The organism is Xanthomonas sp. F4 (genome assembly GCF_011761895.1).
On the sequence record NZ_JAASQX010000001.1, the window covers coordinates 1,030,813 to 1,055,467 of the forward strand.

Annotated in this window: 24 protein-coding genes; 6 read left to right on the plus strand and 18 right to left on the minus strand. The window is 70.6% G+C overall.

Annotated elements, in window-relative coordinates; all coding sequences use genetic code 11:
- Nucleotides 1–63: 63 nt before the first annotated feature.
- From FHR66_RS04650 to FHR66_RS04700, 11 genes are all read right to left on the minus strand, one after another.
- On the minus strand, nucleotides 64–852 hold the full coding sequence (locus FHR66_RS04650; RefSeq protein WP_160968250.1) for an anti-sigma factor: 789 nt from the start codon (nucleotides 850–852) through the stop codon (nucleotides 64–66).
- On the minus strand, nucleotides 849–1,406 hold the full coding sequence (locus tag FHR66_RS04655; protein ID WP_160968252.1) for a sigma-70 family RNA polymerase sigma factor: 558 nt from the start codon (nucleotides 1,404–1,406) through the stop codon (nucleotides 849–851). Before FHR66_RS04655 ends, FHR66_RS04650 begins: the two co-directional genes overlap by 4 nt.
- Before the next feature lie 58 nt (nucleotides 1,407–1,464).
- Complete coding sequence (locus tag FHR66_RS04660; RefSeq protein ID WP_160968254.1) at nucleotides 1,465–1,836, minus strand: DUF4345 domain-containing protein; 372 nt, start codon at nucleotides 1,834–1,836, stop codon at nucleotides 1,465–1,467.
- 88 nt (nucleotides 1,837–1,924) lie between these two features.
- Nucleotides 1,925–2,713, minus strand: coding sequence for a hypothetical protein (locus FHR66_RS04665; protein WP_160968256.1), 789 nt, complete (start codon nucleotides 2,711–2,713; stop codon nucleotides 1,925–1,927).
- Nucleotides 2,714–2,804: 91 nt separating this feature from the next.
- Nucleotides 2,805–3,239, minus strand: coding sequence for an Rnf electron transport complex subunit RnfB (gene rnfB, locus FHR66_RS04670; RefSeq protein WP_326520298.1), 435 nt, complete (start codon nucleotides 3,237–3,239; stop codon nucleotides 2,805–2,807).
- An 81-nt stretch (nucleotides 3,240–3,320) separates the two neighbouring features.
- A complete protein-coding gene (locus FHR66_RS04675; RefSeq protein ID WP_160968260.1) occupies nucleotides 3,321–3,917 on the minus strand; it encodes an HlyD family secretion protein in 597 nt (198 codons plus the stop codon).
- 4 nt (nucleotides 3,918–3,921) lie between these two features.
- Entirely contained in the window at nucleotides 3,922–4,524 is a 603-nt protein-coding gene (locus tag FHR66_RS04680; RefSeq protein WP_160968262.1) for an HAD family hydrolase, read from the minus strand.
- Nucleotides 4,525–4,620: 96 nt separating this feature from the next.
- Nucleotides 4,621–6,684: a methionine--tRNA ligase gene (gene metG, locus FHR66_RS04685; protein WP_160968264.1), complete on the minus strand. Its 2,064-nt coding sequence runs from the start codon at nucleotides 6,682–6,684 to the stop codon at nucleotides 4,621–4,623.
- Nucleotides 6,685–6,905: 221 nt separating this feature from the next.
- A complete protein-coding gene (locus FHR66_RS04690; RefSeq protein ID WP_017910211.1) occupies nucleotides 6,906–7,358 on the minus strand; it encodes a DUF2147 domain-containing protein in 453 nt (150 codons plus the stop codon).
- Between the two features lie 127 nt (nucleotides 7,359–7,485).
- Entirely contained in the window at nucleotides 7,486–7,881 is a 396-nt protein-coding gene (gene gloA2 / locus FHR66_RS04695) for an SMU1112c/YaeR family gloxylase I-like metalloprotein (RefSeq protein WP_160968266.1), read from the minus strand.
- Nucleotides 7,878–8,243, minus strand: coding sequence for a bleomycin resistance protein (locus tag FHR66_RS04700; RefSeq protein WP_160968268.1), 366 nt, complete (start codon nucleotides 8,241–8,243; stop codon nucleotides 7,878–7,880). The genes gloA2 and FHR66_RS04700 overlap by 4 nt, the downstream gene beginning before the upstream one ends.
- 115 nt (nucleotides 8,244–8,358) lie before the next feature.
- On the opposite strand from FHR66_RS04700, the gene mmuM reads away from it, so the two are divergent.
- Nucleotides 8,359–9,297: a homocysteine S-methyltransferase gene (mmuM, locus tag FHR66_RS04705; RefSeq protein ID WP_160968270.1), complete on the plus strand. Its 939-nt coding sequence runs from the start codon at nucleotides 8,359–8,361 to the stop codon at nucleotides 9,295–9,297.
- A gap of 536 nt (nucleotides 9,298–9,833) precedes the next feature.
- Here the strand turns inward: mmuM and FHR66_RS04710 are convergent.
- The 7 genes from FHR66_RS04710 to trxA all read right to left on the minus strand — a co-directional run bounded on the left by FHR66_RS04710 (nucleotide 9,834) and on the right by trxA (nucleotide 18,382).
- On the minus strand, nucleotides 9,834–11,708 hold the full coding sequence (locus FHR66_RS04710) for a DUF885 domain-containing protein (protein WP_160968272.1): 1,875 nt from the start codon (nucleotides 11,706–11,708) through the stop codon (nucleotides 9,834–9,836).
- A gap of 199 nt (nucleotides 11,709–11,907) precedes the next feature.
- On the minus strand, nucleotides 11,908–12,681 hold the full coding sequence (locus tag FHR66_RS04715) for a queuosine precursor transporter (RefSeq protein ID WP_160968274.1): 774 nt from the start codon (nucleotides 12,679–12,681) through the stop codon (nucleotides 11,908–11,910).
- A 5-nt stretch (nucleotides 12,682–12,686) separates the two neighbouring features.
- Nucleotides 12,687–13,364, minus strand: a complete 678-nt coding sequence (locus FHR66_RS04720; RefSeq protein ID WP_160968276.1) for a DUF502 domain-containing protein — start codon at nucleotides 13,362–13,364, stop codon at nucleotides 12,687–12,689.
- 212 nt (nucleotides 13,365–13,576) lie between these two features.
- Nucleotides 13,577–14,026 (minus strand): DUF4442 domain-containing protein, encoded by a 450-nt coding sequence (locus FHR66_RS04725; RefSeq protein ID WP_160968278.1) that lies wholly within the window; start codon nucleotides 14,024–14,026, stop codon nucleotides 13,577–13,579.
- The gene (locus tag FHR66_RS04730; protein WP_202394841.1) at nucleotides 14,023–15,705 is read right to left on the minus strand and encodes a CHASE2 domain-containing protein; all 1,683 of its coding nucleotides are present in this window, start codon (nucleotides 15,703–15,705) and stop codon (nucleotides 14,023–14,025) included. The genes FHR66_RS04725 and FHR66_RS04730 overlap by 4 nt, the downstream gene beginning before the upstream one ends.
- The gene (locus FHR66_RS04735) at nucleotides 15,690–17,366 is read right to left on the minus strand and encodes a FecR family protein (protein WP_343160677.1); all 1,677 of its coding nucleotides are present in this window, start codon (nucleotides 17,364–17,366) and stop codon (nucleotides 15,690–15,692) included. The genes FHR66_RS04730 and FHR66_RS04735 overlap by 16 nt, the downstream gene beginning before the upstream one ends.
- A gap of 155 nt (nucleotides 17,367–17,521) precedes the next feature.
- On the minus strand, nucleotides 17,522–18,382 hold the full coding sequence (gene trxA, locus FHR66_RS04740; protein ID WP_160968280.1) for a thioredoxin: 861 nt from the start codon (nucleotides 18,380–18,382) through the stop codon (nucleotides 17,522–17,524).
- Between the two features lie 154 nt (nucleotides 18,383–18,536).
- Here trxA and FHR66_RS04745 point away from each other — a divergent pair, with 154 nt between their 5' ends.
- From FHR66_RS04745 to nadD, 5 genes are all read left to right on the plus strand, one after another.
- Nucleotides 18,537–19,160 carry a DUF998 domain-containing protein gene (locus tag FHR66_RS04745; RefSeq protein WP_160968282.1) on the plus strand — a complete coding sequence of 208 codons (624 nt, stop codon included), beginning with the start codon at nucleotides 18,537–18,539 and terminating at the stop codon, nucleotides 19,158–19,160.
- Nucleotides 19,161–19,382: 222 nt separating this feature from the next.
- Nucleotides 19,383–22,040 carry a leucine--tRNA ligase gene (gene leuS / locus FHR66_RS04750; protein WP_160968284.1) on the plus strand — a complete coding sequence of 886 codons (2,658 nt, stop codon included), beginning with the start codon at nucleotides 19,383–19,385 and terminating at the stop codon, nucleotides 22,038–22,040.
- A gap of 124 nt (nucleotides 22,041–22,164) precedes the next feature.
- Entirely contained in the window at nucleotides 22,165–22,764 is a 600-nt protein-coding gene (locus FHR66_RS04755; RefSeq protein ID WP_160968286.1) for an LPS-assembly lipoprotein LptE, read from the plus strand.
- An 83-nt stretch (nucleotides 22,765–22,847) separates the two neighbouring features.
- Nucleotides 22,848–23,882, plus strand: coding sequence for a DNA polymerase III subunit delta (gene holA / locus FHR66_RS04760; RefSeq protein ID WP_160968288.1), 1,035 nt, complete (start codon nucleotides 22,848–22,850; stop codon nucleotides 23,880–23,882).
- A 23-nt stretch (nucleotides 23,883–23,905) separates the two neighbouring features.
- On the plus strand, nucleotides 23,906–24,649 hold the full coding sequence (nadD, locus tag FHR66_RS04765; RefSeq protein ID WP_202394842.1) for a nicotinate-nucleotide adenylyltransferase: 744 nt from the start codon (nucleotides 23,906–23,908) through the stop codon (nucleotides 24,647–24,649).
- Nucleotides 24,650–24,655 lie beyond the last annotated feature (6 nt).

Below are 24,655 nucleotides of genomic sequence, written 5' to 3' on the forward strand. Positions count from 1 at the left end.
CTTCGCCCGTACCCTCATCCGCCCCTTCGGGGCACCTTCTCCCGAGGGGAGAAGGGAAATTGTCTACGGTGCCAGCTGCAGCGTGCTGATGCCGCCCTTGGCCACGACCGGGCCGGTGGCCACACCGCCGGGCGCGCCGCCGGGCGGTTCCATGGTCACTGCCAGCACGGCGCCGTCGCTGAGCAAGGGCATCAACGCATCGGGAATGCGTGCCACGCGCGCCTTGGCCTCGTCGAACACGCCCATCGAGCGCGCCTTGCCGTCGGCCGGGATCAGCCACAGCTCGGGCACGCGGGCGTTGTCGCGGTTGCCGCCCAGTGGGGTGAGGGTGATGCTGCGCTTGTCGGCGTCCATCAGCGCCACATAGCCGGGCTTGCCGTCGTCCTGCATCAGCGTGGAGGTCATCGCGATGCCGCTGGGCTTGGGCGTGGTGGTGGCGACCGGCGGCGGCTGCGTGGCCGGCGGCGGCACCGGCGCGCGCGCCAGCAGCAGCGCCAGCAGGCAGGCGGTGGCGGTGGCGAAGCCGCCGGCGCTGAGCCAGCGCCAGGTCCGCACGCTGTCCCAGAACCCGGGTGCGGCAGGGCGCGCGCGCGGCGCCGGCGCATCCAGGCCCAGCGAGGCGCGGATGCGCACCCACACACGTTCGGGTACCTCCACCGGGGCGATCTCGTCGGCCAGTGGCATCAGGTGCTGTTGCCACTGCAGCACCGCCGCGGCGAATGCGTGGTCGCTGTCGATGCGCGCCTCGGCGGCACGGCGCTCCTGCGCGTCGAGCACGCCGAGCACGTACTCGCCGGCCAGCACGTCGCGCGGCGGCGGGGTTTCCTGCGGATCGGGCACGGAGGCGTTCATCGTTCCAGGCACGCTTTCAGTTTGGCCAGGCCGCGGCGGATCCAGCTCTTGACCGTGCCCAGCGGCGTGCCGCTGCGCTGGGCCAGTTCCTCATAGGTGATGCCTTCGAAGAACGCGGTGCGGATCAGCTCGCCGCGCGGCGGCTCCAGTTCGCCCATGCACACGTCCAGGCGTCGGCCGGCCACCCGCCACTCGGTGTCGGCGAGCGGATCGCGGCCTTCGTCCTGCAGCTCGCCGGCGTCGTCCAGCGCCACCGACTGCCGCGCAGGCGCGCGTGCGCGCAGATAATCGATGGCCTTGTTGCGGGCGATCATGGTCAGCCAGGTGAGGCCGCGTGCGCGCTGCGGATCGAATTGCGCGGCCTTGCGCCAGACCGCGGAGAACACCTCCTGCAACACGTCCTCGGCTTCGCCGCGCTGCGGCACGATGCGCAGGCACACGCCGAACAGGCGCGAGGAGGTGGTGCGGTACAGGCGTTCGAACGCAGCGCTGTCGCCGGTGGCGGTGGCGACCAGCAATTGTCCTGCTTCGTCGTGATCGGGCGACTCGGTCATGCCTGGAGACGGTGGCGAAGGTCGGCGCGATGCTACAGGCTTTCGCCGCGGGCGTCGCTCAGGCGCGCTGGCGTCGCCACAGGACGACTGCGGCGAGCAGCAGGACGATCTCGAACGCGGCCAGCCCGGTCGTGGTCGGGCCCACCGGCCACAGCCGCAACAGGCTGGCACTGCGGTAGAGCACGATGGGGACGTAGAAGGCCAGCGCCAGGAGCAAGCCGGTGCGCAGTTGCCCGGTGCGGGCGAAGTAGCCGAACAGGAAGGCCATGCCCAGTTGCAGGCCGCCGTAGATGACCAGGTATTCGGACTGGCCGGAGCGGTCCAGGCCGACATAGCCCACCGCCGCGGCGGTTTGCGCCGGCAGCAGCGTGCACCAGACTGCCAGCAGCGCGTACAGCGCAGCGTTGAACCACAGGTAGGCCTTGGCCATGAGGTGTCCTCGTCGATGCGCGAGCGATGCGCAGGCATGGTTGTAGCGGGTGCGGCAGGGGCCGGCGTGAATGCGCTGGTGGCGCGGCTCAGCGCGCGCTGCATTGCGCGACCAGGGGTTGCTGCAGCGCCTGCTCCCACGCGCCGGCGTCGGCCTGGCCGCGCAGGCGTTCGGGAAACTCGATGCGCACGCTCGGGTAGCGGCCGCGTGCGTCGCGGATGTTGCCGACGCCGCGGAACTCCAGCAGGCGCCGGTCCTTGCGCGTGTAGGCGACGCTGAGGTCGGGCAGCAGCGTGCCGTACCAGGCGGCCAGGCTCAGCGTGTAGCGCTGCACCTCGGCATCGGCCGGGCCGGGGGTGATGCGGAAGTCGAGCGTGCGCAGTTCGCTGGGCAGCACGAAGGCGATGCGCTGCGGCGCGCCGCTGCCCAGGCTGTCCCAGCGCTGGCGCAGGTAGGCGTCGAAGCCGGCGTCGATCACCTGCGCCTGGGCGCTCTTCGGCAGCGGCGCGCGGCGTTCGGCCTGGCCCTTGGCCTGGCTGAACATCTCGCGCCCGCTGCCGCTGCGGCGCACGCCCTCGCGGTAGCCGCTGCGCGCATCGACCAGTTCGAAGTCCGGCGCGGCGCTGCCGTCGTCCACGCGCTTGCGCGCGAACGCGGCGCCGTCCGCGCACTGGTACAGCACCAGGCGCGCGCCATCCTCGCGCACCCAGTGGCTTTCGCGGTACAGCACCTGTTTGCCGTCTGCGGCATAGGCGATGCCCTCGTAGTGCAGCATCGCCCGCGCCGGCGTGGCGGCGACCAGGGCGGCGCTGCCCAGAGCCAGGGCCAGCGGCAGGGACGGTCGGGTGAACGGGAAGGCGGCGGTCGACGTCGGCATGCACGGCGCTCCGGTGGGATGACACCAGGACATACGCGGCCGGTGCCGATCCGGATGCGCCCGCCGTGGCGGCCGCGCTGCAGCGGCAGTCTCAGCGCAGGACGATGCAGTCCACCGGGCAGGCCGGCAGGCACAGCGCGCAACCGGTGCACAAGGGCGCCAGTACCGTGTGCATGTGCTTGGCGCCGCCAACGATGGCGTCGACCGGGCAAGCCTGGATGCACTTGGTGCAGCCGATGCAGTCGGCCTCGACCACCCACGCCACCTGCGGCGGCGCGTGCGTGCCGCGGCTGCGGTCATAGGGCAGGGCGGGGACCCCGAGCACCCGCGCCAGGGCGCGCGCGCCGGCATCGCCGCCGGGCGGGCAGCGGTCCACCTGCGCCGTGCCGGCTGCCATCGCCTCGGCGTAGGGACGGCAGCCGTCGAACCCGCACTGGCCGCATTGGGTCTGCGGCAGCAGGCGATCGAGGCGTTCGAGCAGGGTGTCGTGGGCGGGCGTCATGACGGAGGCGGCGCGGCAGCGCACGGCGTGGAGCAGGGGCGAAGAAGCGGAAACGCCGGCGTGGCTGGCCGGCACAGTGTAGCGCGGCCTCGTCGCGGCCCGACCCTAGCGCGCGCTGCTGGTGTTGATCACGACCTGGACCGCCGTGCCCGGTTCCAACGTGGCGGGCGCGGCCTGCGCACGGTCCAGCACGATTCGCACCGGCTGCCGCCGCACGCGCTGGACATGGTTGCCGGCCTGCGCGGCCGTGTCGATCGCCGTGTCCGCGTCCGCGCCGGCACCGATCGCCTGCACGTGGCCAATCCAGGCGATGTCGGCAGCGTCGGCCAGGCGCACCTGCGCGGCCTGGCCGACCCGGATCGCCGGCAGCACGTCCTCGCGGAACCGGGCGATCACTACGGTCGGGTCGTTCGTGGGCGCACGCGTGGAGACGGCGGCCGGCGCGCCGGGCATGGCGCCACCGGGGCGCGGCGCCGGCATCGCCACCCAGGCGTCGTCGCTGCGCGCCGCGGGGTGGATGCGCCAGCCCCACATGCTGACGGCGAATGCGATGCCGAGCGGGATCGCCAGCGCCACGATCGACAAGGCGACGACCGCGCTGCGGTCGCGCGGTGGCGTCGCCTCGGCGTCGCTGCGTGCCGCGGAGGCGGCCACGCGCTGCGTCGCGGGCGGCAGGGGCGGCGGTGTCTGGCGCAGCGTCATCGGCTCAGGCGATCCGGCGCCCGCGGTACCAGCGCTCGTGCGCCAGTGCCAGCATGGGCCGATCCTCGCGGCTGTCGCCATACGCGTAGATGCGCCGATAGGTGCTCAGGTCGTATTGCACGCGGATCAGCGCGGCCTTGCGCGGCCCGCAGTCGCCGTGGCGATAGCGGCCGGTCAGGCGCCCGTCCTGCACTTCCAGGCGATTGCAGATCAGGTGCAGCCCATGCTGCTTGCACCAGGGCTGCAGATACAGATCCAGCGAACCCGAGACCAGCGCCACGGCGTGCCCCTGGTCCTGGTGCCAGGCGATCCGCTGCATCATCTCCGGTCGCAACAGCGACGGCAGCGCCTCCTGCGCATAGTGCTCGGCCTCGCGGGCGATGTCGTCCGCGTCGCGTCCGGCGAACACCAGCCGGGTCACCCGCGTGCGCAGCGCCGCCGCCGACACCAGGCCCAGCCGATAGCCGGCCAGCCAGGGCCCGACCGTCCAGCGCGCCCGCGCCTGCTGCGCCGGCGTGGCCACACGGCGCAGGAACCCCGAATAGGTATCGGCGGTGGTGACCGTGTGGTCGAAGTCGAAGAGCGCGAGGGCGCTGGGATTCGGCATTTGGGATTAGGGATTCGCAACAGCAGTTCATGGGCTCGACTGGGCCGAGGGTGTGCGCTCAACCAATCCCCAATCCCGACTCCCGAATCCCGGCTGTCACCGCACCGGCATGCCCGGTTGCGCGCCGCTGTCGGCGTCGAGCAGGGCCAGGGAACCGCCGTCGAAGCCCGCCGACAGGATCATGCCCTCGCTGAGGCCGAAGCGCATCTTGCGCGGGGCCAGGTTGGCGATGAACACCACGTTGCGGCCGACCAGCTTGTCCGGCTCACCGTAGCTGCCACGGATGCCGGAGAAAATCTGCCGCTTGCCCAGTTCGCCGGCGTCCAGTTCGAAGCGCAGCAGCTTGTCCGAGCCTTCGACGAACTCGCAGACCAGCACCTTGCCGATGCGCAGGTCGAGCTTGGCGAAGTCGTCGATGCCGATGACGCCGGGATTCGGGAGTGGGGATTGGGGATTGGTGGTGGCCTTCGCTTCCTGTTTGGCGGCAGCGGCCGCGGCGGCCGAGGCGGGGGCGAGGGTGTCCTTGGAGGCGTCGGTCATGGCGTCGAGCAGTTTCGGGTCGATACGGGTGAACAAGGGGGTGTAGGGCTGGATCACATGCGCCAGCAGCGGCGCCTGCAGGTCGTCCCAGGCGCCGAGCGGGGCCGACAGGAACGCTTCGGCTTCGGCGCAGGTGCGCGGCAGCACTGGCTTGAGCGCGGCGGCCAGTACCCGGAACAGGTTCAGCCCCTGCGTGCACACCGCCTGCAGGTGCGCCCCGGCGCCGTCCTGCTTGGCCAGCACCCAGGGTTTGTGTTCGTCGATGTACTTGTTGGCCTCGTCGGCCAGGGCCATTGTCTGGCGGATCGCGCTGGCCGGGTCGTTGCGCTCGTAGGCGTCGCGGATCGGCGCCAGCGCGGCGACGAAGCGCGTGTACTGCGCCGGGTCCGGCAGCGCGTCGGCGAGCTTGCCGGCGAAGCGCTTGTCGATGAAGCCGGCGCAGCGGCTGGCCAGGTTGACGAACTTGCCGACCAGGTCCGCGTTGACCCGCGCCACGAAGTCGCCCAGGTTCAGGTCGAGATCGTCGACGCCGCCGGAGGACTTGGCCGCGAAGTAATAGCGCAGCGCTTCCGGCTCCAGGCCCACGTCCAGGTAGGTGCGGGCCATGACGAAGGTGCCGCGCGACTTGGACATCTTGGCGCCGTCGACGGTCAGGTAGCCGTTGACGTGCAGCCGGGTCGGCGCGCGGTGGCCGGTGCCGTGCAGCACCGCCGGCCAGAACAGGCCGTGGAAGTTGACGATGTCCTTGCCGATGAAGTGGTGCAGCTCGGTGGCGGTGCCGGCGGCCAGGTGCGGCTCGAACGCTTCGCCCAGGCTCGCGCACAGGGTCTGGAAGCTGCTCAGGTAGCCGATCGGCGCGTCCAGCCACACGTAGAAATACTTGCCCGGCTGGCCGGGAATCTGGAAGCCGAAGTACGGCGCATCGCGGGAGATGTCCCAGGCGCGCAGGCCGCCTTCGCTGTCCAGCCATTCCATCAACTTGGCCTTGACCCCGGGCAGGGCGACGTCGCCGGCCAGCCACTGCCGCAGGAAGCCGTCGAAGCGGCCGACCTCGAAGAAGAAGTGCTCCGAATCGCGCAGCTCCGGCGTGGCGCCCGAGATCACCGACTTCGGTTCCTTCAGTTCGGTCGGGGAATAGGTGGCGCCGCAGACCTCGCAGTTGTCGCCGTACTGGTCGGCGCTGCCGCAGTTCGGGCAGATGCCCTTGATGTAGCGGTCGGGCAGGAACATGCCCTTGGCCGGGTCGTAGAACTGCGCCACCGAGCGCCGCGCGATGTGGCCGCCGGCCTCGAGCTTGGCGTAGAACGCCTCGGTCAGGGCGCGGTTGGCGGCCGAGTTGGTCGAGTCGTAGTGGTCGAAGGCCACGCCGAACGCGGCGAAGTCGCGCTCGTGGCTGGCCTGGATGGCGGCGATGAAGCTTTCCGGGGTGACCCCGGCCTTCTCCGCGGCCAGCATGATCGGCGTGCCGTGCGTGTCGTCGGCGCACACGAACCAGGTACGGTCGCCGCGCAGCCGCCGCGCGCGCACCCAGATATCGGCCTGGATGTAGCCGACCAGATGCCCCAGATGCAGCGGTCCGTTGGCATAGGGCAGGGCGGTGGTGACGAGAGCGGTGGTCATGGCGGCCGGCGATGCTGGGGGCCGGGGATTATTGCATGGAGCCGGGATTGGGGATTGGGGAGTCGGGATTGGTCAAGCGCTTGGTCGGCGCCTGCAAATCCGCGCGCCCATTAAAAAGGCGCCTGTGCAGGCGCCTTCAATAGAGTGCTTGCAGAACGGAAATCAGGCAGCGGCACCCCTTCTGCGAATCCCCAATCCCGACTTCCGAATCCCGGCTTCTGTCACTCCCTGATCCAGGTCTGCGTCCGGCCCAGCGCTTCGATGCCGATGTAGCCGCGCATCTGCAGCTTCTTGCCGCCGTCGGTGAGGGTGACCTTGGCCTTGTAGGTCTTGCCCTTGGCCGGGTCCAGCACCGAGCCGCCGTCCCACACCGCCGTGCCGTCGGGCTTGAGGCCCCACAGGATGGTCATGCCCTTGATCGGCTTGCCCTTGCGCTCGCCGTCGCACTTGTCGCACATCGGGTTCGGGCCGTGGTTGGACTGCAGGATCTCGACCACCTTGCCGCTCAGCGTGCCGTTGGCGGCCTGTTCGATCTGCACGATCGACTTGGGCTTGCCGGTTTCGTCGTCGATGGTCTGCCAGCGGCCGACCGGCGAGGTGTCGGCGGCGTGCGCCATGAATGCCGCCGCGCTCAGCGGCAGGGCCAGCATCAGGGTCTTGAAGGTCGTGCGCATGTTCCCCTCCCGAGGGATGTTCGGTGCGGCCGGCGCGATAGCCAGCCTGATCCGACTGTATACCCAAGCGTATGGTGCTGGGAATCCGCACTGCGGCATGCGGTTCAGCGTGGCCGGCGGCAGGCGTTCAGCCGCGCTCGTACAGTTCCAGTGGCAGGTCGTCGGGGTCGGCGAAGAAGGTGAAGCGGCGGCCGGTGTACGCGTCCATGCGGATCGGTTCGACCTCCACGCCGTGTGTGTGCAGGTGCGCGACGGCCGCATCCAGGTCGCGCACGCGCAGCGCCAGGTGGCGCAGCCCGCAGGCCTCCGGACGGCTGGGTCGCGGTGGTGGCGCAGGGAAGGAGAACAGTTCGAGTTGGCTGCCATCGGGCAGGGCCAGGTCCAGCTTCCAGGAGTCGCGCGCGTCGCGGTAGACCTCGGCGATCACCGGCAGGCCCAGGATGCGGCTATAGAAGTCCTTGGAGCGCGCGTAGTCGGAGGCGATGATCGCCACGTGGTGCAGGCCGTCCAGGGTCAGGCTCATCGGCACAGCGCCTGGCCGAACTGCAGCAGATGGCCGTCCGGATCGCGGAGCGCGAACTCGCGCATGCCGTAGGCGAAGTCTTGCAGCGGATAGACGATGCGCCCATGTGGCTGCAGCCGCTGCCACCAGGCATCGACCTCGTCGGTGCGGAAGTACAGCGAGGAGGCAGTGCTGGCAGCGGTGGTGTCGGCCTCGGTGTGTTGCGCGGCCAGCATCAGTGCCAGCGGGCCGTGCCGCAGCGACACCCAGCCCGTCGCCACCGCGCCACCGTCGCGGCGAAACGCCAGCGTATCGGTATAGAACGCCAGCGCCGTAGCCAGGTCGGCGCAGCGCAACATCGGGGTCAGTGCAGTGAAGGTCATGGCTTGAGCCGGTGCGAGCGAAATCGAGCGATCCATCTGCGGAGGATAGCGCAGCGTCGCGACCGCATCGCTGTCGTCTGCGACACTGCGCATTCCGTCGCTGCGAGGCCGCGCCATGCCGCACAACCCGCTCGCCGCGCTGCTGGCCGAGGACCGGTGCCTGGTGCTCGATGGCGCGTTGGCCACCGAACTGGAACGGCGCGGCTGCGATCTGCGCGATCCGCTGTGGTCGGCGAAGATCCTATTGGAACAGCCGGACCTGATCCGCCAGGTGCATCAGGACTATTTCGCCGCCGGCGCGCAGTGCGCGATCACCGCCAGCTACCAGGCCACGCCGCAGGGCTTCGCCGCGCGCGGGATCGACCTCGCGCAATCGCAGCGCCTGATCGCGCGCAGCGTGGAACTGGCACAGCAGGCGCGGCAGGCGCATCTCGCGCGGCATCCGCAGGCGGGCACCTTGCTGATCGCCGGCTCGGTCGGTCCGTACGGCGCCTTCCTGGCCAACGGCGCGGAGTATCGCGGCGACTACGTGCTGGCGCCGGCGCGGATGCGTGAGTTCCACCGCCCGCGCATCGCCGCCCTGGTTGCGGCCGGCGTGGATCTGCTGGCCTGCGAAACGCAACCGTCGCTGGCGGAAATGGCAGCGTTGCTGCAGGTGCTGGAAGAATTTCCACAGATTGTCGCCTGGTTCGCCGGCACCTTGCGCGATGCTGCGCATCTCAGCGATGGCACGCCCTTGCGCGAGGCGGTGGCGTTGCTCGACGGGCACCCGCAGGTGGTCGCGCTCGGCGTCAATTGCGTCGCGCCATCGCTCGCCACCGCAGCGTTGCGCCAGCTGGGGACGCTGGCGCGGTTGCCGCTGGTGGTGTATCCGAACGCGGGCGAACACTACGACGCCGAGCGTAAATGCTGGCAGGCCGACAGTGCCGATGCCGGCACCCTGGCCGACCACCTCTCCGACTGGCGTGTGGCTGGCGCTCGCCTGATCGGTGGTTGTTGTCGCACTACGCCGCAGGACATCGCGCAGCTGGCGCGGGGTTTGGCATCGGTGTAGCGATGAGGCCGGTTATCTCGTACTTGACCGCACGACGTCTTCGCTGGTGGTTCAGCGGATGTCGGGGCTGGTCAGTCGCCTCCGGCTTTTGTAGGAGGGACTTCAGTACTGACGCGTTGCAGTGAAAGGCGTCGGGACTGAAGTCCCTCCCACAAGTGGGTTCATGCGCGCCCAATGCCCTGATGGAACTGGCGTGCTGTCCGCACCGAGTGGGATGGGAGCAACGGGAGGGCGATAGCACTAAACGAACGTCGTTGCAGTTCCTGCCGCTGTCGCGGTGCGATTTCAGCGGCTCGGCATGCCGGGGATTGCACTGTGGAAGGGACTTCAGTCCCGACGCGTGGTACTCAACGTCGCCGGGGCTGAAGCCCCTCCCACAATGGGGTATGCACCGTCGCCGGTGTGATGAAATTGGCGTGTTGTGTGGGTCAACCGCGACCAGGCATGACCGCGTGCCCGGTCGCGGCTGAAGCCGCTCCTACAAAAATCCCGCGACGTTTCAGGTCGCATGTTCCGCGGGAGGAGCGGCCTCCCGCTCACCCCTTCTTGCTCGCCACCCAGCGCTCGATCTTTTCCTGCAGGACGTTCAGCGGCACCGAGCCGTCCTTCAGCACTTCGGCATGGAATTCGCGGATGTCGAACTTGGCGCCGAGTTGCGCGCGGGCGTAGTCGCGCAGCTGCATGATCTTCATCTCGCCGATCTTGTAGGACAGCGCCTGGCCGGGGATGGCCATGTAGCGCTCGGCCTCGGCTTCGGCATCGGTGCGGCTGGTGGCCGAGTTCTGCAGCATGTAATCGATCACCTGCTCGCGGGTCCAGCCCTTGCTGTGTACGCCGGTGTCCACCACCAGGCGGATCGCGCGCCACAGCTCGTTCTGCAGGTAGCCGAAATAGTTGTACGGATCCTGGTACAGGCCCAGGTCCTTGCCCAGCGATTCGGCATACAGGCCCCAGCCTTCGATGAAGGCGGTCTCGCCGCCGAAGCGGCGGAACTTGGGCAGGTTGGTCAGCTCCTGCTGCAGGCCGAGCTGGAAGTGGTGGCCGGGAATGGCCTCGTGCAGGTACAGGTCTTCCGCATCCCAGGTCTTGCGGCTGGGCAGGTCGTAGGTGTTGACGTAGAAGATGCCGGGGCGGCCGTCCTCGCTGGAGCGCATGTACGAGCCGCTGGCGGCCGACTGCGCGCGGTACGGTTCGACCGGGCGGATCTCGAACGCGGCCTTGGGCTTGAGCGAGAACATGCGCGGCACCGCCGCGTCGACCCGGCCTTCCAGGCCGCGATAATAGGTCAGCAGCTCGTCTTCGCTCTTGAAGGCGAAGCGCTTGTCGGTCTGCATGAACTTGAAGAACTTCTGCATCGAGCCGCGGAAGCGCACCTGCTTCATCACCGCCTGGATCTGGCCCTGGATGCGCGCCACCTCGTCCAGGCCGATCTGGTGGATCTGCGCGGGGGTCAGGTCGGTGGTGGTGCTTTGGCGCACGTTCCAGGCGTACCAGGCATCGCCGCCGGGCAGGGCGCCGACACCGGCGGTGGTGCGCGTGGCCGGCAGGTACTCGGTGGCGATGAAGCCGCGCAGGGAGCGGTAGGCGGGCATGATCCGGTATTCGATCAGGCGCTTGTACTCGGCGGTGATGCGCTGCTTCTCGGCCTCGGGGATGTCCGCCGGCAGGTTGCGCACCGGACCCCAGAACAGGCTCTCCTCGGCGGTCGGCTTGATGATCGCATCCAGCTGCGGCAGCACCTTCTCCATCAGCGCGCGCGGCTGCACCACGCCGGCCTTCATGCCTTCGCGCATGTTGGCGATGGCCTGGTCGAACAGTGCCGGGATGCCGAGCGCGCGCCGCGACCAGTTGTCGTAGTCCTTGACCGTGCGGAACGGCTGCGCGCCGGTGCCCGAGCCGAGCATCACCATGATGCTGCCGACGTTGTAGAACTGGTTCACCGGCTGCATCCAGCTCGGGTACTTCTCCGCCTCCAGCGCATTGCGCGCGTCGCCGACGAAGATCTCGTAGCTGAGCAGGTCCTGGCCGCTGAGACCGTCCTTGCCGATCGCCTCGGCCTTGCCCAGCCACTCCACGGTGAAGTCGTGCGACTGCTGGCGGAACGCGGCCGAGAGGAAGTTCGGCAACTGGTCGTTGTAGCGGCTGTCGCCCTGGAAGGTGGCCTGCAGCGGATTGAGCTTGAGCGAGGCTTCCCAGTAATCGTCGTACAGCCGGTTCAGTTGCTGCGCCTTGGTCAGCACCACCGGGGCCGGCGCCGGCCGCGCCTTGCGCGCCTTGCTCGCCTTGGCGCGGGTCTGCGCGGTGGTCTGCTTGGTGGTCTTCTTCTTGGCCGCGTCCGCCGGGGCCGCCAGCGACAGGCTCAGGGCGGTAGCGATGGCGAGGGACAGCAGGCGGGAAAAGCGGGGCGGCATTGCGGGCTCCAACGACAAGCGAGCGGGGAGCTTGCCCGATCCGCACCGCGGAGGCCACCCGTGGCCGGTCCCGGCGGGCTCCTGCTGCCCCTGCCGCCAGCCTGTGCCGTGGAGGGGAGGGCCAGGCAGTGCCGGCCTCTGCGGCATTGCACGACGCCGACGCGAACGCCGTGCTGCGCGCTCGCGCGTGTGCCGGCGTTCAGTCGGCGGCGGCTTCCTCGCGCAATTGCTCGGCGCGCTCGGGGGTCAGGTAGTCGGTGATCAGCCGCCGCATCAGGTACAGCAGCGGGATCAGCAGTACGGCCAGCAGCATCTTGCAGATGTAGTTCAGCGTGCTCACCGCCAGGAACAGCTGCATCGACCAGTGCTGCGGGCCGAGCACGAAGGCGATGTAGATCACCACGAAGCTGTCGATCAGCTGCGACACCGCGGTGGAGCCGGTGGCGCGCAGCCACACGTGTTTTTCGCCGGTCACGCTGCGGATGCGGTGGAACACCGCCACGTCGATCAGCTGGCCGGCCATGAACGCAACCAGCGAGCCGGCGATGGTCCACATGCCCTGGCCGAACACCGCGGCGAACGCGGCCTGGTAGTCGGGCACGCCCTGGTTCTGCGCGGCGGTGACCCAGAAGCCGGCCGGGGCCAGCGCGATCGCGGCGAACGCGAACAGAAAGCCATAGCCGATCAGCGCCACCGCCAGCCAGGAGATGAAGCGCACGCCGCGGCGGCCGAAGAACTCGTTGATGGTGTCGGTGAGGATGAACACCAGCGGCCACAGCAGGGTGCCGGCGGTGAAGTTCATCGAGCCGGTCTGCCCGAACAGGTTCCAGTTCAGCGGCGCGATGCCCAGGGTGTCTTCGAAGGCGAAGATCTTGACCCCGATGAACTCGGCCAGCGCGGCATTGACGCAGAAGAACGCCGCCAGGGCGATGAACAGGCGGACGGCGCGATCGTCGAGCGTGCCGCGGCGCATGGGCGTCAGCGGTCCATGGTCCGGGTGAAGGGCACGCTCTCCGGCGCCACCGCACCGCCGGAGATGATGAAGCTCATGGCCTGGTCCACGCTCCAGTCGGTGGGCGTGAGCAGCTCCACCGGCACGATCTCCAGATAGCCGGAGGTCGGGTTGGGCGTGGTCGGCACGTACACCGCGGCCAGTTCGCGGCCGGTGCCCTGTTCCTTGATCACCCGCGTCACCAGGCCCACCGACTTCATGTCCCGGTGCGGGAAGTCGATCAGCACCACGCGCTGGGTGCTGCCGGGCTGGGTCTGCAGGATGTCCACCAGCTTGCGCACGCTGTCGTAGACCACGCTGGCCAGCGGGATGCGGCGCATCACCGCCTCGAACCAGCGCAACAGGCGCTGGCCGATCATGCGTCGGCTGAGGATGCCGACCAGCAGGATCACCGCCAGGGTGGCGATCAGGGCGATGGTGTTCTGCACCCATTGTGCGGTGGCCCAGCCCAGTTCGCGCGGGAACGAGGCGGCGATGCGGACCGACAGCGGTACCACCCAGGGGCTGCTGATGCCCGAGAGCAACACGAACACGAACTTGACCACGACCCAGGTCAGCCAGATCGGCAGCAGGGTCAGCAGGCCGGTGAAGAACAGCCGTTGCAGGGACGGGCGCGGAGCGGGAGCGGGGAGATCGGGCGACATCCGCGTAGTGTAGTGGAGGGCGATGACTGTTGGTGCAGCGCCGCATGGTCTCGCGGCGCGGCCATGCAGCTGCGATTGGGCCGGGGTGTGCGCACGCTGCCCGAGTCGTCGCGCCGCGCACGCTGATGGCGTGCTCGCATTGGCACACGGTGGGTGTCCGTCTGCGCAGATGCAGGTCCGGCCTCGGCGAGCCCCGCTTGCTGCAGGGCGCGCTACCGCGCCGGCTTGCGCTTGACGTACAGCTGCTTGCGCGTCCTCGCCACCACCTCGCCCTGCGCATCGACGACGTCGGTCTCGAACCAACGCAGGTGCTTGTCGCCGCCGGCGGTGGCCGCGCGCAGGTCGTCCAGCAGTGCCTGGTCCAGGTCGAACTGCGCGCTGACCGTGCCGCGGCCTGGGCGCACGAACTCGATGCTGCCAGCCTTGTCCCAGACGTAGTAGTCGCGCCCCAGGTTCTGCATGGTCAGCAGCATCCAGAACGGGTCGGTCATGGCGAACAGGCTGCCGCCGAAATGGGTGCCGACGTAATTGCGGTTCCACGGGCGCATGCGCAGTTCGACCCGGGCGTGACGGTAGTCCGCACTCAGCTCGGTCACATGGATGCCGGCGAACAGGAACGGCGGCCACAGGTTCAGGCCCAGGCGGAACAGCGATGGCTTCATTGCGCGGCGGTGGACGGATCGGTGGGCGGCAGGTTACCAGACGCATGCGTATGGTGTTCTGCCGGGTCGTCGCTCAGCGCATAACCGTCGCGTCCGCCGCGCTTGGCGCGGTACAGCGCGGTGTCGGCCAGTTCGAAGAAGTCGCGCTCGCGGGTGTCCGCGGCGACGCTGGCGCTGTGCACGCCGAGGCTGGCGGTGATGGCGACGCTGCCGTTGGGTGCGCGTAGCGACAGCCCGCGGATCTCCTCGACCAGCGCCGTGGCGATGCGGCCGGCATCGGTGGTGTCAGTGGCGGGAAGGATCATGGCGAACTCGTCGCCGCCGAAGCGCGCGGCGACCTCGCGCGGATGTTGTGCATGCCGCGCCACCGCGGCGGCCACCAGCTTCAGCGCGCGGTCGCCGGTGCGATGGCCCAGGGTGTCGTTGTAGCGCTTGAAATGATCCACATCGACGATGATCAGCGTCAGCGGCCGCCCGCTGCGCCGCGCCTCGTCCAGCGCCTGGGCGAAGGCCTGTTCGAAGCCGTGGCGGTTGACCAGCCCTGTCAGGGCATCGCGATGGGCCTGGCGGCGCCAGTGCGCCGCGTGCAGGCACAACTGGCCGGCCGCGACGATGGCCAGGGCGAGCAGGGCCGCCCCTGGCGCGAACCAGCGGTTGCTGAGCAGCAGCCACAGCAGGCTGCCGCCGGCGACCACCGCCATGCTCGCCAGCGGTGCCAGCCAGCGCCGTCGGTGCCAGCCCGCGCAGTGCGTGCCCAGGCAGGTCAGCAGCACCAGCAGCGCGGACCCGGCCACCTGGCCAGTGCGCGAAGATGGCAGGATCGGGTCGCCGCGCAACAGCATCGCCGCGACGTTGGCCTGGTACTCGGGCGCGCTCATCCAGCGCGCATCGGACATCGGCGTCATCACCCGCTGCCCCAGGCCGGTGGCGGTGACGCCGACGATCGCCAGGCGTCCGCCCAGGGACTGGGGCGGAATCCGGCCCTGTACGACGTCGACATAGGACACCTGCGCGAACGGTGCCGACGGCACGGCGAAACGCAGGCCGACGTAGTCGGCGCGATGCCAGGCATAGGGTGCGTCGGTGGTGGCCGGCGCCGGCGGCAGCGCGCGGCCGGTGAGGGCCGCGGCCAATGCCGGCCAGTGCGCACCGCCGAGCCCGGCGCGCAGGTAGACGCCGCGCGCGACGCCGTCGGCATCGATCGCGATGTCGGTGTGCGCCAGCGCCGCCGCGGCGGTGGCGATGGCGGGGATCGGCAGCAGCTCCTGCGGCATGTCCGCGTCGCTGGCGCTGCCGATCACCGGCAGCACGGTGCGGCCGGTGCGCCGCAGTGCCGCGGCCAGGCGCGCATCGTCGTCCGGGTGTTGCTGGTCGGGTTCGCTGAACAGCAGGTCCAGCGCCACCCGCTCGGTGCCCGCTGCGCTGAGCCGGTCGAGCAGGCGCGCGTGCAGGTCGCGCCGCCATGGCCACTGGCCCAGCATCTGCAGGCTGCGGTCGTCGATCGCGATCAGCAGCAGGCGCGGATCGGCCGGACGCGGCGCCTGCGCGATCGCCGCGTCGTACAACGCGTTGTCCAGTCGTCCGGTGACGTCGCCCAGGCTCAGTGCCGCGGCCAGTGCGGCTGCGGCGAGCGCCACCAGCACGCCCCGCAGCGGCCCGGCGTTCACAACGCCAGCCATAGCAGCAGCGCGCCGCCGGCCGTGCCGAGCTTGCAGTAGCGGCAGGGCAGGTCCAGCGTCTGCGGCGTCGAGAACGGCGCGGCCTCGCCCTCCGCGTCCAGGGTCTGGATGCGCACGTACCAGGTGCCGCGGCGCGGCCGCGGCAGCGCGACCTGTGGCTGCGTCACGGTGCGTTCGAGCAGGCCGCGGCGGAACGCGGGATCGCGCGCCAACTGCACCCGGTAATGGCGCGCGTCCGGATCCGGCTGCCAGCGCAGGGTCAGCGTGCCGCGCTCGGCCTGCGCCGGCGCCAGGCCGGGATCGACCGGCGTATCGCTCAGATGCAGCGTCAGCGCCTGCCCGAACGGGCCTTGCCGGCCTTGCGCATCGCGCGAGGCGAGGCGCCAGAAGTAGGTGCCGGGTGGCAGTGGCTGCGGCGCGCGCAGATGCGTGGCGTCGGTCTCCTGCTCCAGCAGCAGGTCCTGGAACTGCGCATCGCGCGCCAGTTGCAGCACACTGCTGAGCGCCTCCGGGTTGCGGGTCCAGGCGAAGCGCGGCCGCGCGGTGCGCAGTTGCTGCTCGTGCAGCGGCTGCACGGTCAGCGGCGGCAGCGGCGTGGCCGAGACCTGTAGCGGCTGCTCGGCGTCATAGCCTTCCACGCCGGTGGCGGTGATGCCGCGCAGCAGCAGTCGCAGGTCGCCGGCCGGCAGCGTGTCCAGCGCCAGTGCCGTGGCCTCGGTTTCCTGGGCGAGGCGCAGCACCTCGCGTTGCTGCGCGTCCACTGCCTCGAGGCGGTAGCGGCTGGCGCCGGCCAGCGGCGCCCAGGCCAGCAGATAGGGCGGGCGTTGCAGGCGGCTGTGCGCCAGGTCCAGGATCGGCGCCGGCAGCAGCGCTTCCTGCCGCGGCGCCGACCCAGTGGCGACCCGCGCCGCCTCGCCTGGCTGCAGCAGGCGCTGGCCGCCGTGGCCGGCGACGCGCACCGCGCCCTGCAGCACCTCGGTGCTGGCGAACGCGCTGCCGCTGCCGGCGCCGACCCGGAAGCGGGTGCCGCGAACGCTGCTGGTGCTGCTCGGGGTCTGGATGATGTAGCGCGAGGCGGGGCCGGTGGCGGGGATGACGTCGTTGCTGGTGCGGCCCTTCTCCAGCCGCACCCGGGTATCGACCATGCCGGTGGCGCCGTAGCGGACGAGCTGGTCGAAGCGCACCAGGCTGTTCTCACGCACCTGCATGCGCGAGCCGTCGGCGAACTGCACGGTCGCGCTGGCATCGGCGCCGGTCTGCAGGGCGCTGCCGATCGGCAGCGGCATGCCTTGCTGCGCCGATAGCGTCGCCTGGTCGGCGGTCTGCACGCTGATCTGTCCACGCAGGGCGACCAGCCGCGCCGGCGCCGGTTGCATGCGTAGCCAGGCGACCGGAAAACGCAGGCGCGATCCCGGCACCAGCCGCTGCGGATCGGCGACCTGGTTGTGCTGGCCCAACCGCGCCCAGTCCATGCCCGGACGCAGGTACAGCCTGCCGAGATCCCAGAGCGTGTCGCCGGGGCGCACCCGGTAGTGCCAGTCCTGCGCCAGCGCGTTGGGGGCGAACAGCAGGCCGACCCAGCACAGCAGGCCGCCCAGCCTGCGCGCGCCTGACCACGATGTGCGGGTGGGCGAGGCCATACGGCGATCGAACTGGTTCACGGCATACATCCGGCAAAAGATCAGGCCGGCGCTCCTGCGGGGCGGCAGGCAGCGTTCGTCCCTGATCGCGGCATCCTGGGGTCAGGCCGGGGCGCGTCCGTCCGTCGCAGTGGCTGGAGACGCCGTAGTCAGCCGCTGGACCTGAGATTGTAATCTCAGAACAGCAGGGCGGACATCTTGCGGCGGTACTGCCCCACCAGGTCCTCGTCCTCGATGACGCGGAACGCGTCGATCAACGCCTTCTTCGGCAGGCCATCCTCGAACGTGCGGTCCTGGCGCAGCATCTCCAGGAACTGCTCCAGCGCGGCCGCGTCGTCGCCGCCGACCAGGTGGCGCACGCCCAGCAGGTAGCGTGCCTTCAGGTCGCTCGGATCCTGCGCCAGCGTGGCCTGCAGCGTTTCCAGCGGCGGCGCGGCCTGCAGCGCGCCGACGAAGCCTAGTCGCGCCCGGGCGCGCACCGCGCGCTCGTCGGTGGCCAGGTTGGCCGGCAGCGCGTCGATCAGGGTCTCGGCCTCGGCGGCGTCGCCGACCTTGACCAGGGCCAGGGCCAGGTCGAGCTTCAGCTCGTCCTTGTCCGGCTCGGCCGCCACTGCTTCGCGCAGGCGCTGCACCTCGGCGTGCGGGTCCAGCGGCGCCGCCGGCACGTCTTCGGCCGGTTCCTGCGCCGCCAGCGGGGTGATCCCGTGCTGGGTCAGGAACTCGCGCAACTGGCCCTCGGGCAGGGCGCCGGGGAACCCGTCGACCAGTTGCCCACCCTGGACCAGGAACACCGTCGGCACCGAGCGGATCTGGAACGCCGCGGCGATCTGCTGCTCCTGGTCCACGTCGACCTTGGCCAGCACGAAGCCGCCGTTGTACTCGGCCGCCAGCTTTTCCAGGATCGGGCTCAGGGTCTTGCACGGGCCGCACCAGGGCGCCCAGAAGTCCACCAGCACCGGGGTCTGCAGCGAGCGCTGCAGCACCTCGGCTTCGAAGGTCTCGGTCTTGGCGTCGAAAACGTGGGGCGTATCGGACATGGGCGGCGTCATCGCAGGCGAGAGGACGCTCTGTATGGAGGCGCCGCGGCGCCGATGCAAGGGTGGCGGCACCGTGCCATGCGTGCCGGCGGCGGCCGCAGCGGCGACAATGCCCGGCTGTAGGCGCCATCGCGGCGCGAAAGGACGGTAGCGGATGGGCGACGTGAGCGAACGAGTGGTGCGCTGGATCGGGCCGCTGCTGGCGATAGCCGCGGTGGCGGCGATGCTGGGCTTTGGCGCGGTCCTCCCTGGGTATCTGCCGTGGTCGCATCCGCTGGCCTTGCTCGGCGCGCGCGGCATCCCGCATGCCTGGGCGTTCAACCTGCTGGCGTTCGTGCTGCCGGGGTGCCTGGCGATGGGGCTGGCGCTGCGGCTGCTGCGTCGTGCCGGCCGCCACGCGCCCTGGTCGCTGCGGGTCGGCGGGCAACTGCTGCTGTTGGCCGGCCTGGCCTTCGCCGGCATGGGCCTGCTGTCGCTGGACCCGACCGACCTGGAGGCGCGCGCGACCCAGTTGCATGCCAGCGCCTGGTTGCTGTGGGTGGTGGCGCTGGTGGCGGCCGCGGCCCTGCTGGGGCTGGGCGCGCGCCGCGATCCCGCCGCGCGCGGCTGGGCCGCGTTGGCGTTGGCGATGGCGCTGCTGGTGGCGCTGGGCGCGTTCGCGCTGGACCGGTTGCTGTCGCCGGCGCTGGCGCAGCGGCTGGTGTTCCTGCTGTGGTGGGGCTGGCTGGCGTTGCTGGCCTGCTGGCCGGGGCCGCAGGCGGTGCCGCAGCGCGGTTGACCCTGCCGGGCTTGCGCAGTCGGCCGGCGCGGCGGGCTGCGGCGCAGCTGAGATCCGCTGCGTCCGTCCATGGCGCCGATGGCGCTGCAGCCGCGGTTCCCGCGCCTGCCCGGGGGCGCCACGGGGCTGCGCGCCGCTGCCGTCCGTCGCCACGATTGGAGCCGCCTGCTGCGCTGCGGTACCCTTGCCCGCTTTGTTGCCGCCTGGCCCTTGCCCGTTTCCATGTCCGCCGTCGAGCCCACCGCCTACGACCCGCAGCAGGTCGAATCGTCCGCCCAGCAGTTCTGGGACGCCACCCGCGCCTTCGAGGTCGACGAGACCTCCGACAAGCCCAAGTTCTACTGCCTGTCGATGCTGCCGTACCCGTCCGGGGCGCTGCACATGGGCCACGTGCGCAACTACACCATCGGCGACGTGATCAGCCGCTACCAGCGCATGATCGGCAAGAACGTGCTGCAGCCGATGGGCTGGGACGCGTTCGGCCTGCCGGCCGAGAACGCCGCGATCAAGAACAAGACCGCGCCGGCGAAGTGGACCTACGCCAACATCGACCACATGCGCAGCCAGCTCAAGTCGCTGGGCTACGCCATCGACTGGTCGCGCGAGTTCGCCACCTGCCGGCCCGAGTACTACGTGCACGAGCAGCGCATGTTCACCCGGCTGATGCGCAAGGGCCTGGCCTACCGCCGCAACGCGGTGGTGAACTGGGACCCGATCGACCAGACCGTGCTGGCCAACGAGCAGGTCATCGACGGCCGCGGCTGGCGCTCCGGCGCGCTGGTGGAAAAGCGCGAGATCCCGCAGTGGTTCCTGCGCATCACCGACTACGCGCAGGAACTGCTGGACGGCCTGGACCAGTTGCCGGGCTGGCCGGAGTCGGTCAAGACCATGCAGCGCAACTGGATCGGCCGCTCCGAGGGCCTGGAGATCCAGTTCGACGTGCGCGACGCCGACGGCAGCGCGCTGGACCCGCTGCGCGTGTTCACCACGCGCCCGGACACGCTGATGGGCGTGACCTTCGTGTCCATCGCCAGCGAGCATCCGCTGGCGCTGCATGCGGCCAAGTCCAATCCTGCGCTGGCCGCGCTGCTGGCCGAGCTGAAGCAGGGCGGCGTCTCCGAGGCCGAGCTGGAAACCCAGGAAAAGCGCGGCATGGCCACCGGCCTGACCGCGGTGCACCCGATCAGCGGCGAGCAGGTGCCGGTGTGGGTCGCCAACTTCGTGCTGATGGGCTACGGCACCGGCGCGGTGATGGCGGTGCCCGGCCACGACCAGCGCGATTTCGAATTCGCCAGCAAGTACGCCCTGCCGATCCGCCAGGTGATCGCGCTGAAGGCGCCGAAGAACGACGACGAGCGCAGCTACGACCCGACCCGCTGGCAGGACTGGTACGGCGACAAGACCCGCGAGCTGGAGCTGGTCAATTCCGCCGAGTTCGACGGGCTGGACTTCCAGGGCGCGTTCGAGGCGCTGGCCGAGCGCTTCGAGCGCAAGGGCCAGGGCCAGCGCCGGGTCAACTATCGCCTGCGCGACTGGGGCGTCAGCCGCCAGCGCTACTGGGGCTGCCCGATCCCGGTGATCTACTGCCAACGCTGTGGCGCGGTGCCGGTGCCGGAAGACCAGTTGCCGGTGCTGCTGCCGGAGAACGTGGCCCTGAGCGGCACCGGTTCGCCGCTGAAGACCGACCCGGAGTGGCGCAAGACCACCTGCCCGCAGTGCGGCGCGGCGGCCGAGCGCGAGACCGACACCTTCGACACCTTCATGGAGTCGAGCTGGTACTACGCGCGCTATACCTCGCCCGGCGCCAAGGACATGGTCGACAAGCGCGGCAACTACTGGCTGCCGGTGGACCAGTACATCGGCGGCATCGAGCACGCGATCCTGCACCTGATGTACTTCCGCTTCTTCCACAAGTTGCTGCGCGACGCGCGCCTGGTGGACAGCGACGAGCCGGCCACCAACCTGTTGACCCAGGGTATGGTGATCGCCGAGACCTTCTACCGGCAGAACCCGGACGGCTCCAAGGACTGGATCAACCCGGCCGACGTGGACGTGCAGCGCGACGACAAGGCGCGGGTGATCGGCGCGGTGCACAGGGGCGACGGCCAGCCGGTGCTGATCGGCGGCACCGAGAAGATGTCCAAGTCCAAGAACAACGGCGTCGATCCGCAGGCGATGGTCGGCAAGTACGGTGCCGACACGGTGCGCCTGTTCTCGATGTTCGCCGCGCCGCCGGAGCAGTCGCTGGAGTGGAACGAGGCCGGCGTGGACGGCATGGCGCGGTTCCTGCGCCGGTTGTGGGCGCAGGTGCACAAGCACGTCGCCGACGGCGTCGTCGATGAATTAACCAAGCAAGTCGTTTTGTCCAACCCGCTGGACGCCGAGCACAAGGCGCTGCGGCGCAAGACCCACGAGACCATCGGCAAGGTCGCCGACGACTACGGCCGCCGCCACAGCTTCAACACCGCCATCGCCGCAGTGATGGAGCTGACCAATGCGCTGGCCAAGTTCGACGACACCAGCGCGCAGGGCCGCGCGGTGCGCCAGGAAGCGCTGGAAGCGGCGGTGCTGCTGCTCAACCCGATCACCCCGCACGCCAGCCACGCGCTGTGGCAGGCGCTGGGCCATGCGCCGACGCTGCTGGAGGACGTGCCGTTCCCGCAGCCGGACCCGGCCGCGCTGGTGCGCGATGCGGTGACCCTGGCGGTGCAGGTCAATGGCAAGCTGCGCGGCACCATCGAGGTCGGTGCCGACACCCCGCGCGAGCAGATCGAGGCGCTGGCCCAGGCCGAGCCGAATGCGGCCAAGTTCCTGGAAGGGCTGAGCATCCGCAAGATCATCATCGTGCCCGGCAAGATCGTGAACCTGGTGGCGGCGTGAGCCGGCGCGCCGCTCCGGTCGCGCCGCGGCCGCGCGGCGCGGCAGGTCTCAACCCGCGTTCACGCAGCGTGCGGCAGGCTAGCCGCCTGTTGCCGCGCCCAGCCGGCTCCTCCAGACTGTGTCCATGACCCGACTCCTGCTCGCTTTCGTCCTCGCGGCGTCCCTGACCGCCTGCGGTTTCCACCTGCGCAACAAGCTGACCCTGCCGGCCGACACGCCGTCGGTGAAGGTGGTGTCCTCGGCACCGTACAGCGAGCTGGCCAAGCTGCTCGAGCGCGGCCTGCGCGCCGCCGGCGCCGAGATCGCACCCAAGGACGTCAATACCGGCGTGGCCCGCCTGGAAGTGCTGTCCGAGCGCTGGGGCGACCTGCCGATCGCGCTCGACGCCGAGGGCCGTGCCCAGGAATACAGCCTGCGCTACGCGGCGATCTTCGTGTTCCTGCGCGCCGACGGCAGCGTGCTGGTGCCGCAGCAGGTGATCGAACTGTCGCGCGACTACGTGTCGCCGCCGACCGACGCCACCGGTACCTCCACCGAGCGCGAGATCCTCGCCGACGAACTGCGCCGCGAGATGTCGGCGTCGATGCTGCGCCGGATCGACAGCGTGGTGCGGGCGCAGGTGCGCGACGGCAAGGACGTCAACGCCGCGCCGCCGTCCACCGACGGCACGCCGGTCGAAGGGAAGCCGGTCGACGGCAAGCCGGCGACCACGCCGCAGCCTTGAGCGTCCGTCCGCTGCCATCGCCGCCGCCCCGCGCGGGCGCGCGGCGCTCGCCGCATGCGGCCGCCGCAGCGTAGGCTGTCGCCATGGAACTGCGTCCCGAACAACTCGCCACCCAGCCGGCATCGCAGCCGCTGCAGCCGGTCTACCTGATCGCCGGACCGGAAACCCTGCGCGTGCTCGAGGCGGCCGACGCGGTGCGCGCGCGCGCGCGCGCCGCCGGCATCAGTGAGCGCGAGGTGTTCGATGCCGACGGCCGCGATTTCGACTGGGGCCAGCTGTATTCCAGTTTCAATGCGCCCAGCCTGTTCAGCGCGCAACGCCTGATCGAGCTTCGCCTGCCCAGCGGCAAGCCCGGCAAGGAGGGCGGCGAGGTCATCGCTGCGTTCTGCGCCGACCCGCCGCCGGACGTGGTGCTGCTGATCACCTGCAACGAGTGGAGCAAGGCGCACCAGGGCAAGTGGGCCGACGCCGTCGGGCGCATCGGCACCATCGCCGTGGCCTGGGCGATCAAGCCGCACGAACTGGGCGACTGGATCGAGCGGCGCCTGCGCAGCAAGGGCCTGCGCGCCGATGCCGGCGCGGTGCAACGCCTGGCCGAGCGGGTGGAAGGCAACCTGCTGGCGGCGGCGCAGGAGATCGACAAGCTGGCGCTGCTGGCCGACGGCCAGGGCCTGGACGTGGCGGCGATGGAGTCGCTGGTCGCCGATGCCGCGCGCTACGACGTGTTCCGCCTGGCCGAGGCCACCCTCGGCGGCCAGGCGCCGGCGGTGCGGCGCATGCTTGCCGGCCTGCGCGCCGAGGGCGAGGCAGTGGCCGCGCTGCTGCCGATCCTGATCAAGGAACTGCTGCGCACCGCCGCCCTGGCCAAGGTGCAGGCCGCCGGGGGCAACCTGGCGGCGGAGATGAAAGGGCAGGGCATCTGGGAATCGCGGCAGGCGCCGTTCAAGCGCGCCCTGCAGCGGCACGCCGAACCGCGCCGCTGGGAACGCTTCGCCGCCGAGGCCGGTCGCATCGACCGCATCGCCAAGGGCCGCGCCGACGGCGACGCCTGGATCGCCCTGGAGCGCCTGCTGCTGGCGATCGCCGAGGCGCGGGCGGTGCGGTTGTTGGTGGTATGACGGCTGGGATTGGGGAGTCGGGATTGGGGATTGGCAACAGCGGCGATCCCGCGCAGGCGGCTGGTTCATCCCGAATCCCGAATCCCGAATCCCGGCCTCTCACCCTCGTCTACGGCGGCACCTTCGATCCCATCCACAACGGCCACCTGGCGATCGCGCGGGCGGCGCGGGATGCGTTCGGGGTGCCGGTGCGGCTGATGCCGGCGGCCGATCCGCCGCACCGCCCGGCGCCCGGCGCCGATGCGCAGCAGCGCTGCGCGATGCTGGCGCTGGCGATCGCCGACACGCCCGGGCTGCTGCTGGACCTGCACGAGCTGCGCCGCGCGCAGGCCCGGCCCGGCGTGGCGTCCTACAGCATCGACACGGTGCGCGAACTGCGGGCCGAGCTCGGTGCCGACGCGCCGCTGGCGCTGCTGATCGGCAGCGACAGCTTCGTCGGCTTCAGCGGCTGGCGCGAATGGCGGGCGCTGCTCGAGGCCGCGCATCTGATCGTCGCCGACCGCGCCGGCAGTGGCTGGGAGCGGGCGGTGCCGGCGGAACTGGCGCAGGCGGTGGCCGGGCGCTGGGCCGACACGCCGCAGGCGCTGACCCGCGCGCCGGGCGGGCGGCTGTGGTGCCTGCGGCAACCGCTGCGCAGCGAATCGGCCAGCCTGGTGCGCGCGCGCATCGCCGCCGGCGAGGACTGGGCGGCCTTGCTGCCGGCGCCGGTGGCCGCCTACATCCGCGACCATGGCCTGTATGCGCCCGGCGCCGCCCCCGCTGGCTGAATACGT

Bases quoted from the DNA above. Each gene is read 5' to 3' on its own strand.
- FHR66_RS04650 (WP_160968250.1), bottom strand. From the start codon at position 852: ATGAACGCCTCCGTGCCCGATCCGCAGGAAACCCCGCCGCCGCGCGAC.
- FHR66_RS04655 (WP_160968252.1), bottom strand. From the start codon at position 1,406: ATGACCGAGTCGCCCGATCACGACGAAGCAGGACAATTGCTGGTCGCC.
- FHR66_RS04660 (WP_160968254.1), bottom strand. From the start codon at position 1,836: ATGGCCAAGGCCTACCTGTGGTTCAACGCTGCGCTGTACGCGCTGCTG.
- FHR66_RS04665 (WP_160968256.1), bottom strand. From the start codon at position 2,713: ATGCCGACGTCGACCGCCGCCTTCCCGTTCACCCGACCGTCCCTGCCG.
- FHR66_RS04675 (WP_160968260.1), bottom strand. From the start codon at position 3,917: ATGACGCTGCGCCAGACACCGCCGCCCCTGCCGCCCGCGACGCAGCGC.
- FHR66_RS04680 (WP_160968262.1), bottom strand. From the start codon at position 4,524: ATGCCGAATCCCAGCGCCCTCGCGCTCTTCGACTTCGACCACACGGTC.
- metG (WP_160968264.1), bottom strand. From the start codon at position 6,684: ATGACCACCGCTCTCGTCACCACCGCCCTGCCCTATGCCAACGGACCG.
- FHR66_RS04690 (WP_017910211.1), bottom strand. From the start codon at position 7,358: ATGCGCACGACCTTCAAGACCCTGATGCTGGCCCTGCCGCTGAGCGCG.
- gloA2 (WP_160968266.1), bottom strand. From the start codon at position 7,881: ATGAGCCTGACCCTGGACGGCCTGCACCACGTGGCGATCATCGCCTCC.
- FHR66_RS04700 (WP_160968268.1), bottom strand. From the start codon at position 8,243: ATGACCTTCACTGCACTGACCCCGATGTTGCGCTGCGCCGACCTGGCT.
- mmuM (WP_160968270.1), top strand. From the start codon at position 8,359: ATGCCGCACAACCCGCTCGCCGCGCTGCTGGCCGAGGACCGGTGCCTG.
- FHR66_RS04710 (WP_160968272.1), bottom strand. From the start codon at position 11,708: ATGCCGCCCCGCTTTTCCCGCCTGCTGTCCCTCGCCATCGCTACCGCC.
- FHR66_RS04715 (WP_160968274.1), bottom strand. From the start codon at position 12,681: ATGCGCCGCGGCACGCTCGACGATCGCGCCGTCCGCCTGTTCATCGCC.
- FHR66_RS04720 (WP_160968276.1), bottom strand. From the start codon at position 13,364: ATGTCGCCCGATCTCCCCGCTCCCGCTCCGCGCCCGTCCCTGCAACGG.
- FHR66_RS04725 (WP_160968278.1), bottom strand. From the start codon at position 14,026: ATGAAGCCATCGCTGTTCCGCCTGGGCCTGAACCTGTGGCCGCCGTTC.
- FHR66_RS04730 (WP_202394841.1), bottom strand. From the start codon at position 15,705: ATGGCTGGCGTTGTGAACGCCGGGCCGCTGCGGGGCGTGCTGGTGGCG.
- trxA (WP_160968280.1), bottom strand. From the start codon at position 18,382: ATGTCCGATACGCCCCACGTTTTCGACGCCAAGACCGAGACCTTCGAA.
- FHR66_RS04745 (WP_160968282.1), top strand. From the start codon at position 18,537: ATGGGCGACGTGAGCGAACGAGTGGTGCGCTGGATCGGGCCGCTGCTG.
- leuS (WP_160968284.1), top strand. From the start codon at position 19,383: ATGTCCGCCGTCGAGCCCACCGCCTACGACCCGCAGCAGGTCGAATCG.
- FHR66_RS04755 (WP_160968286.1), top strand. From the start codon at position 22,165: ATGACCCGACTCCTGCTCGCTTTCGTCCTCGCGGCGTCCCTGACCGCC.
- holA (WP_160968288.1), top strand. From the start codon at position 22,848: ATGGAACTGCGTCCCGAACAACTCGCCACCCAGCCGGCATCGCAGCCG.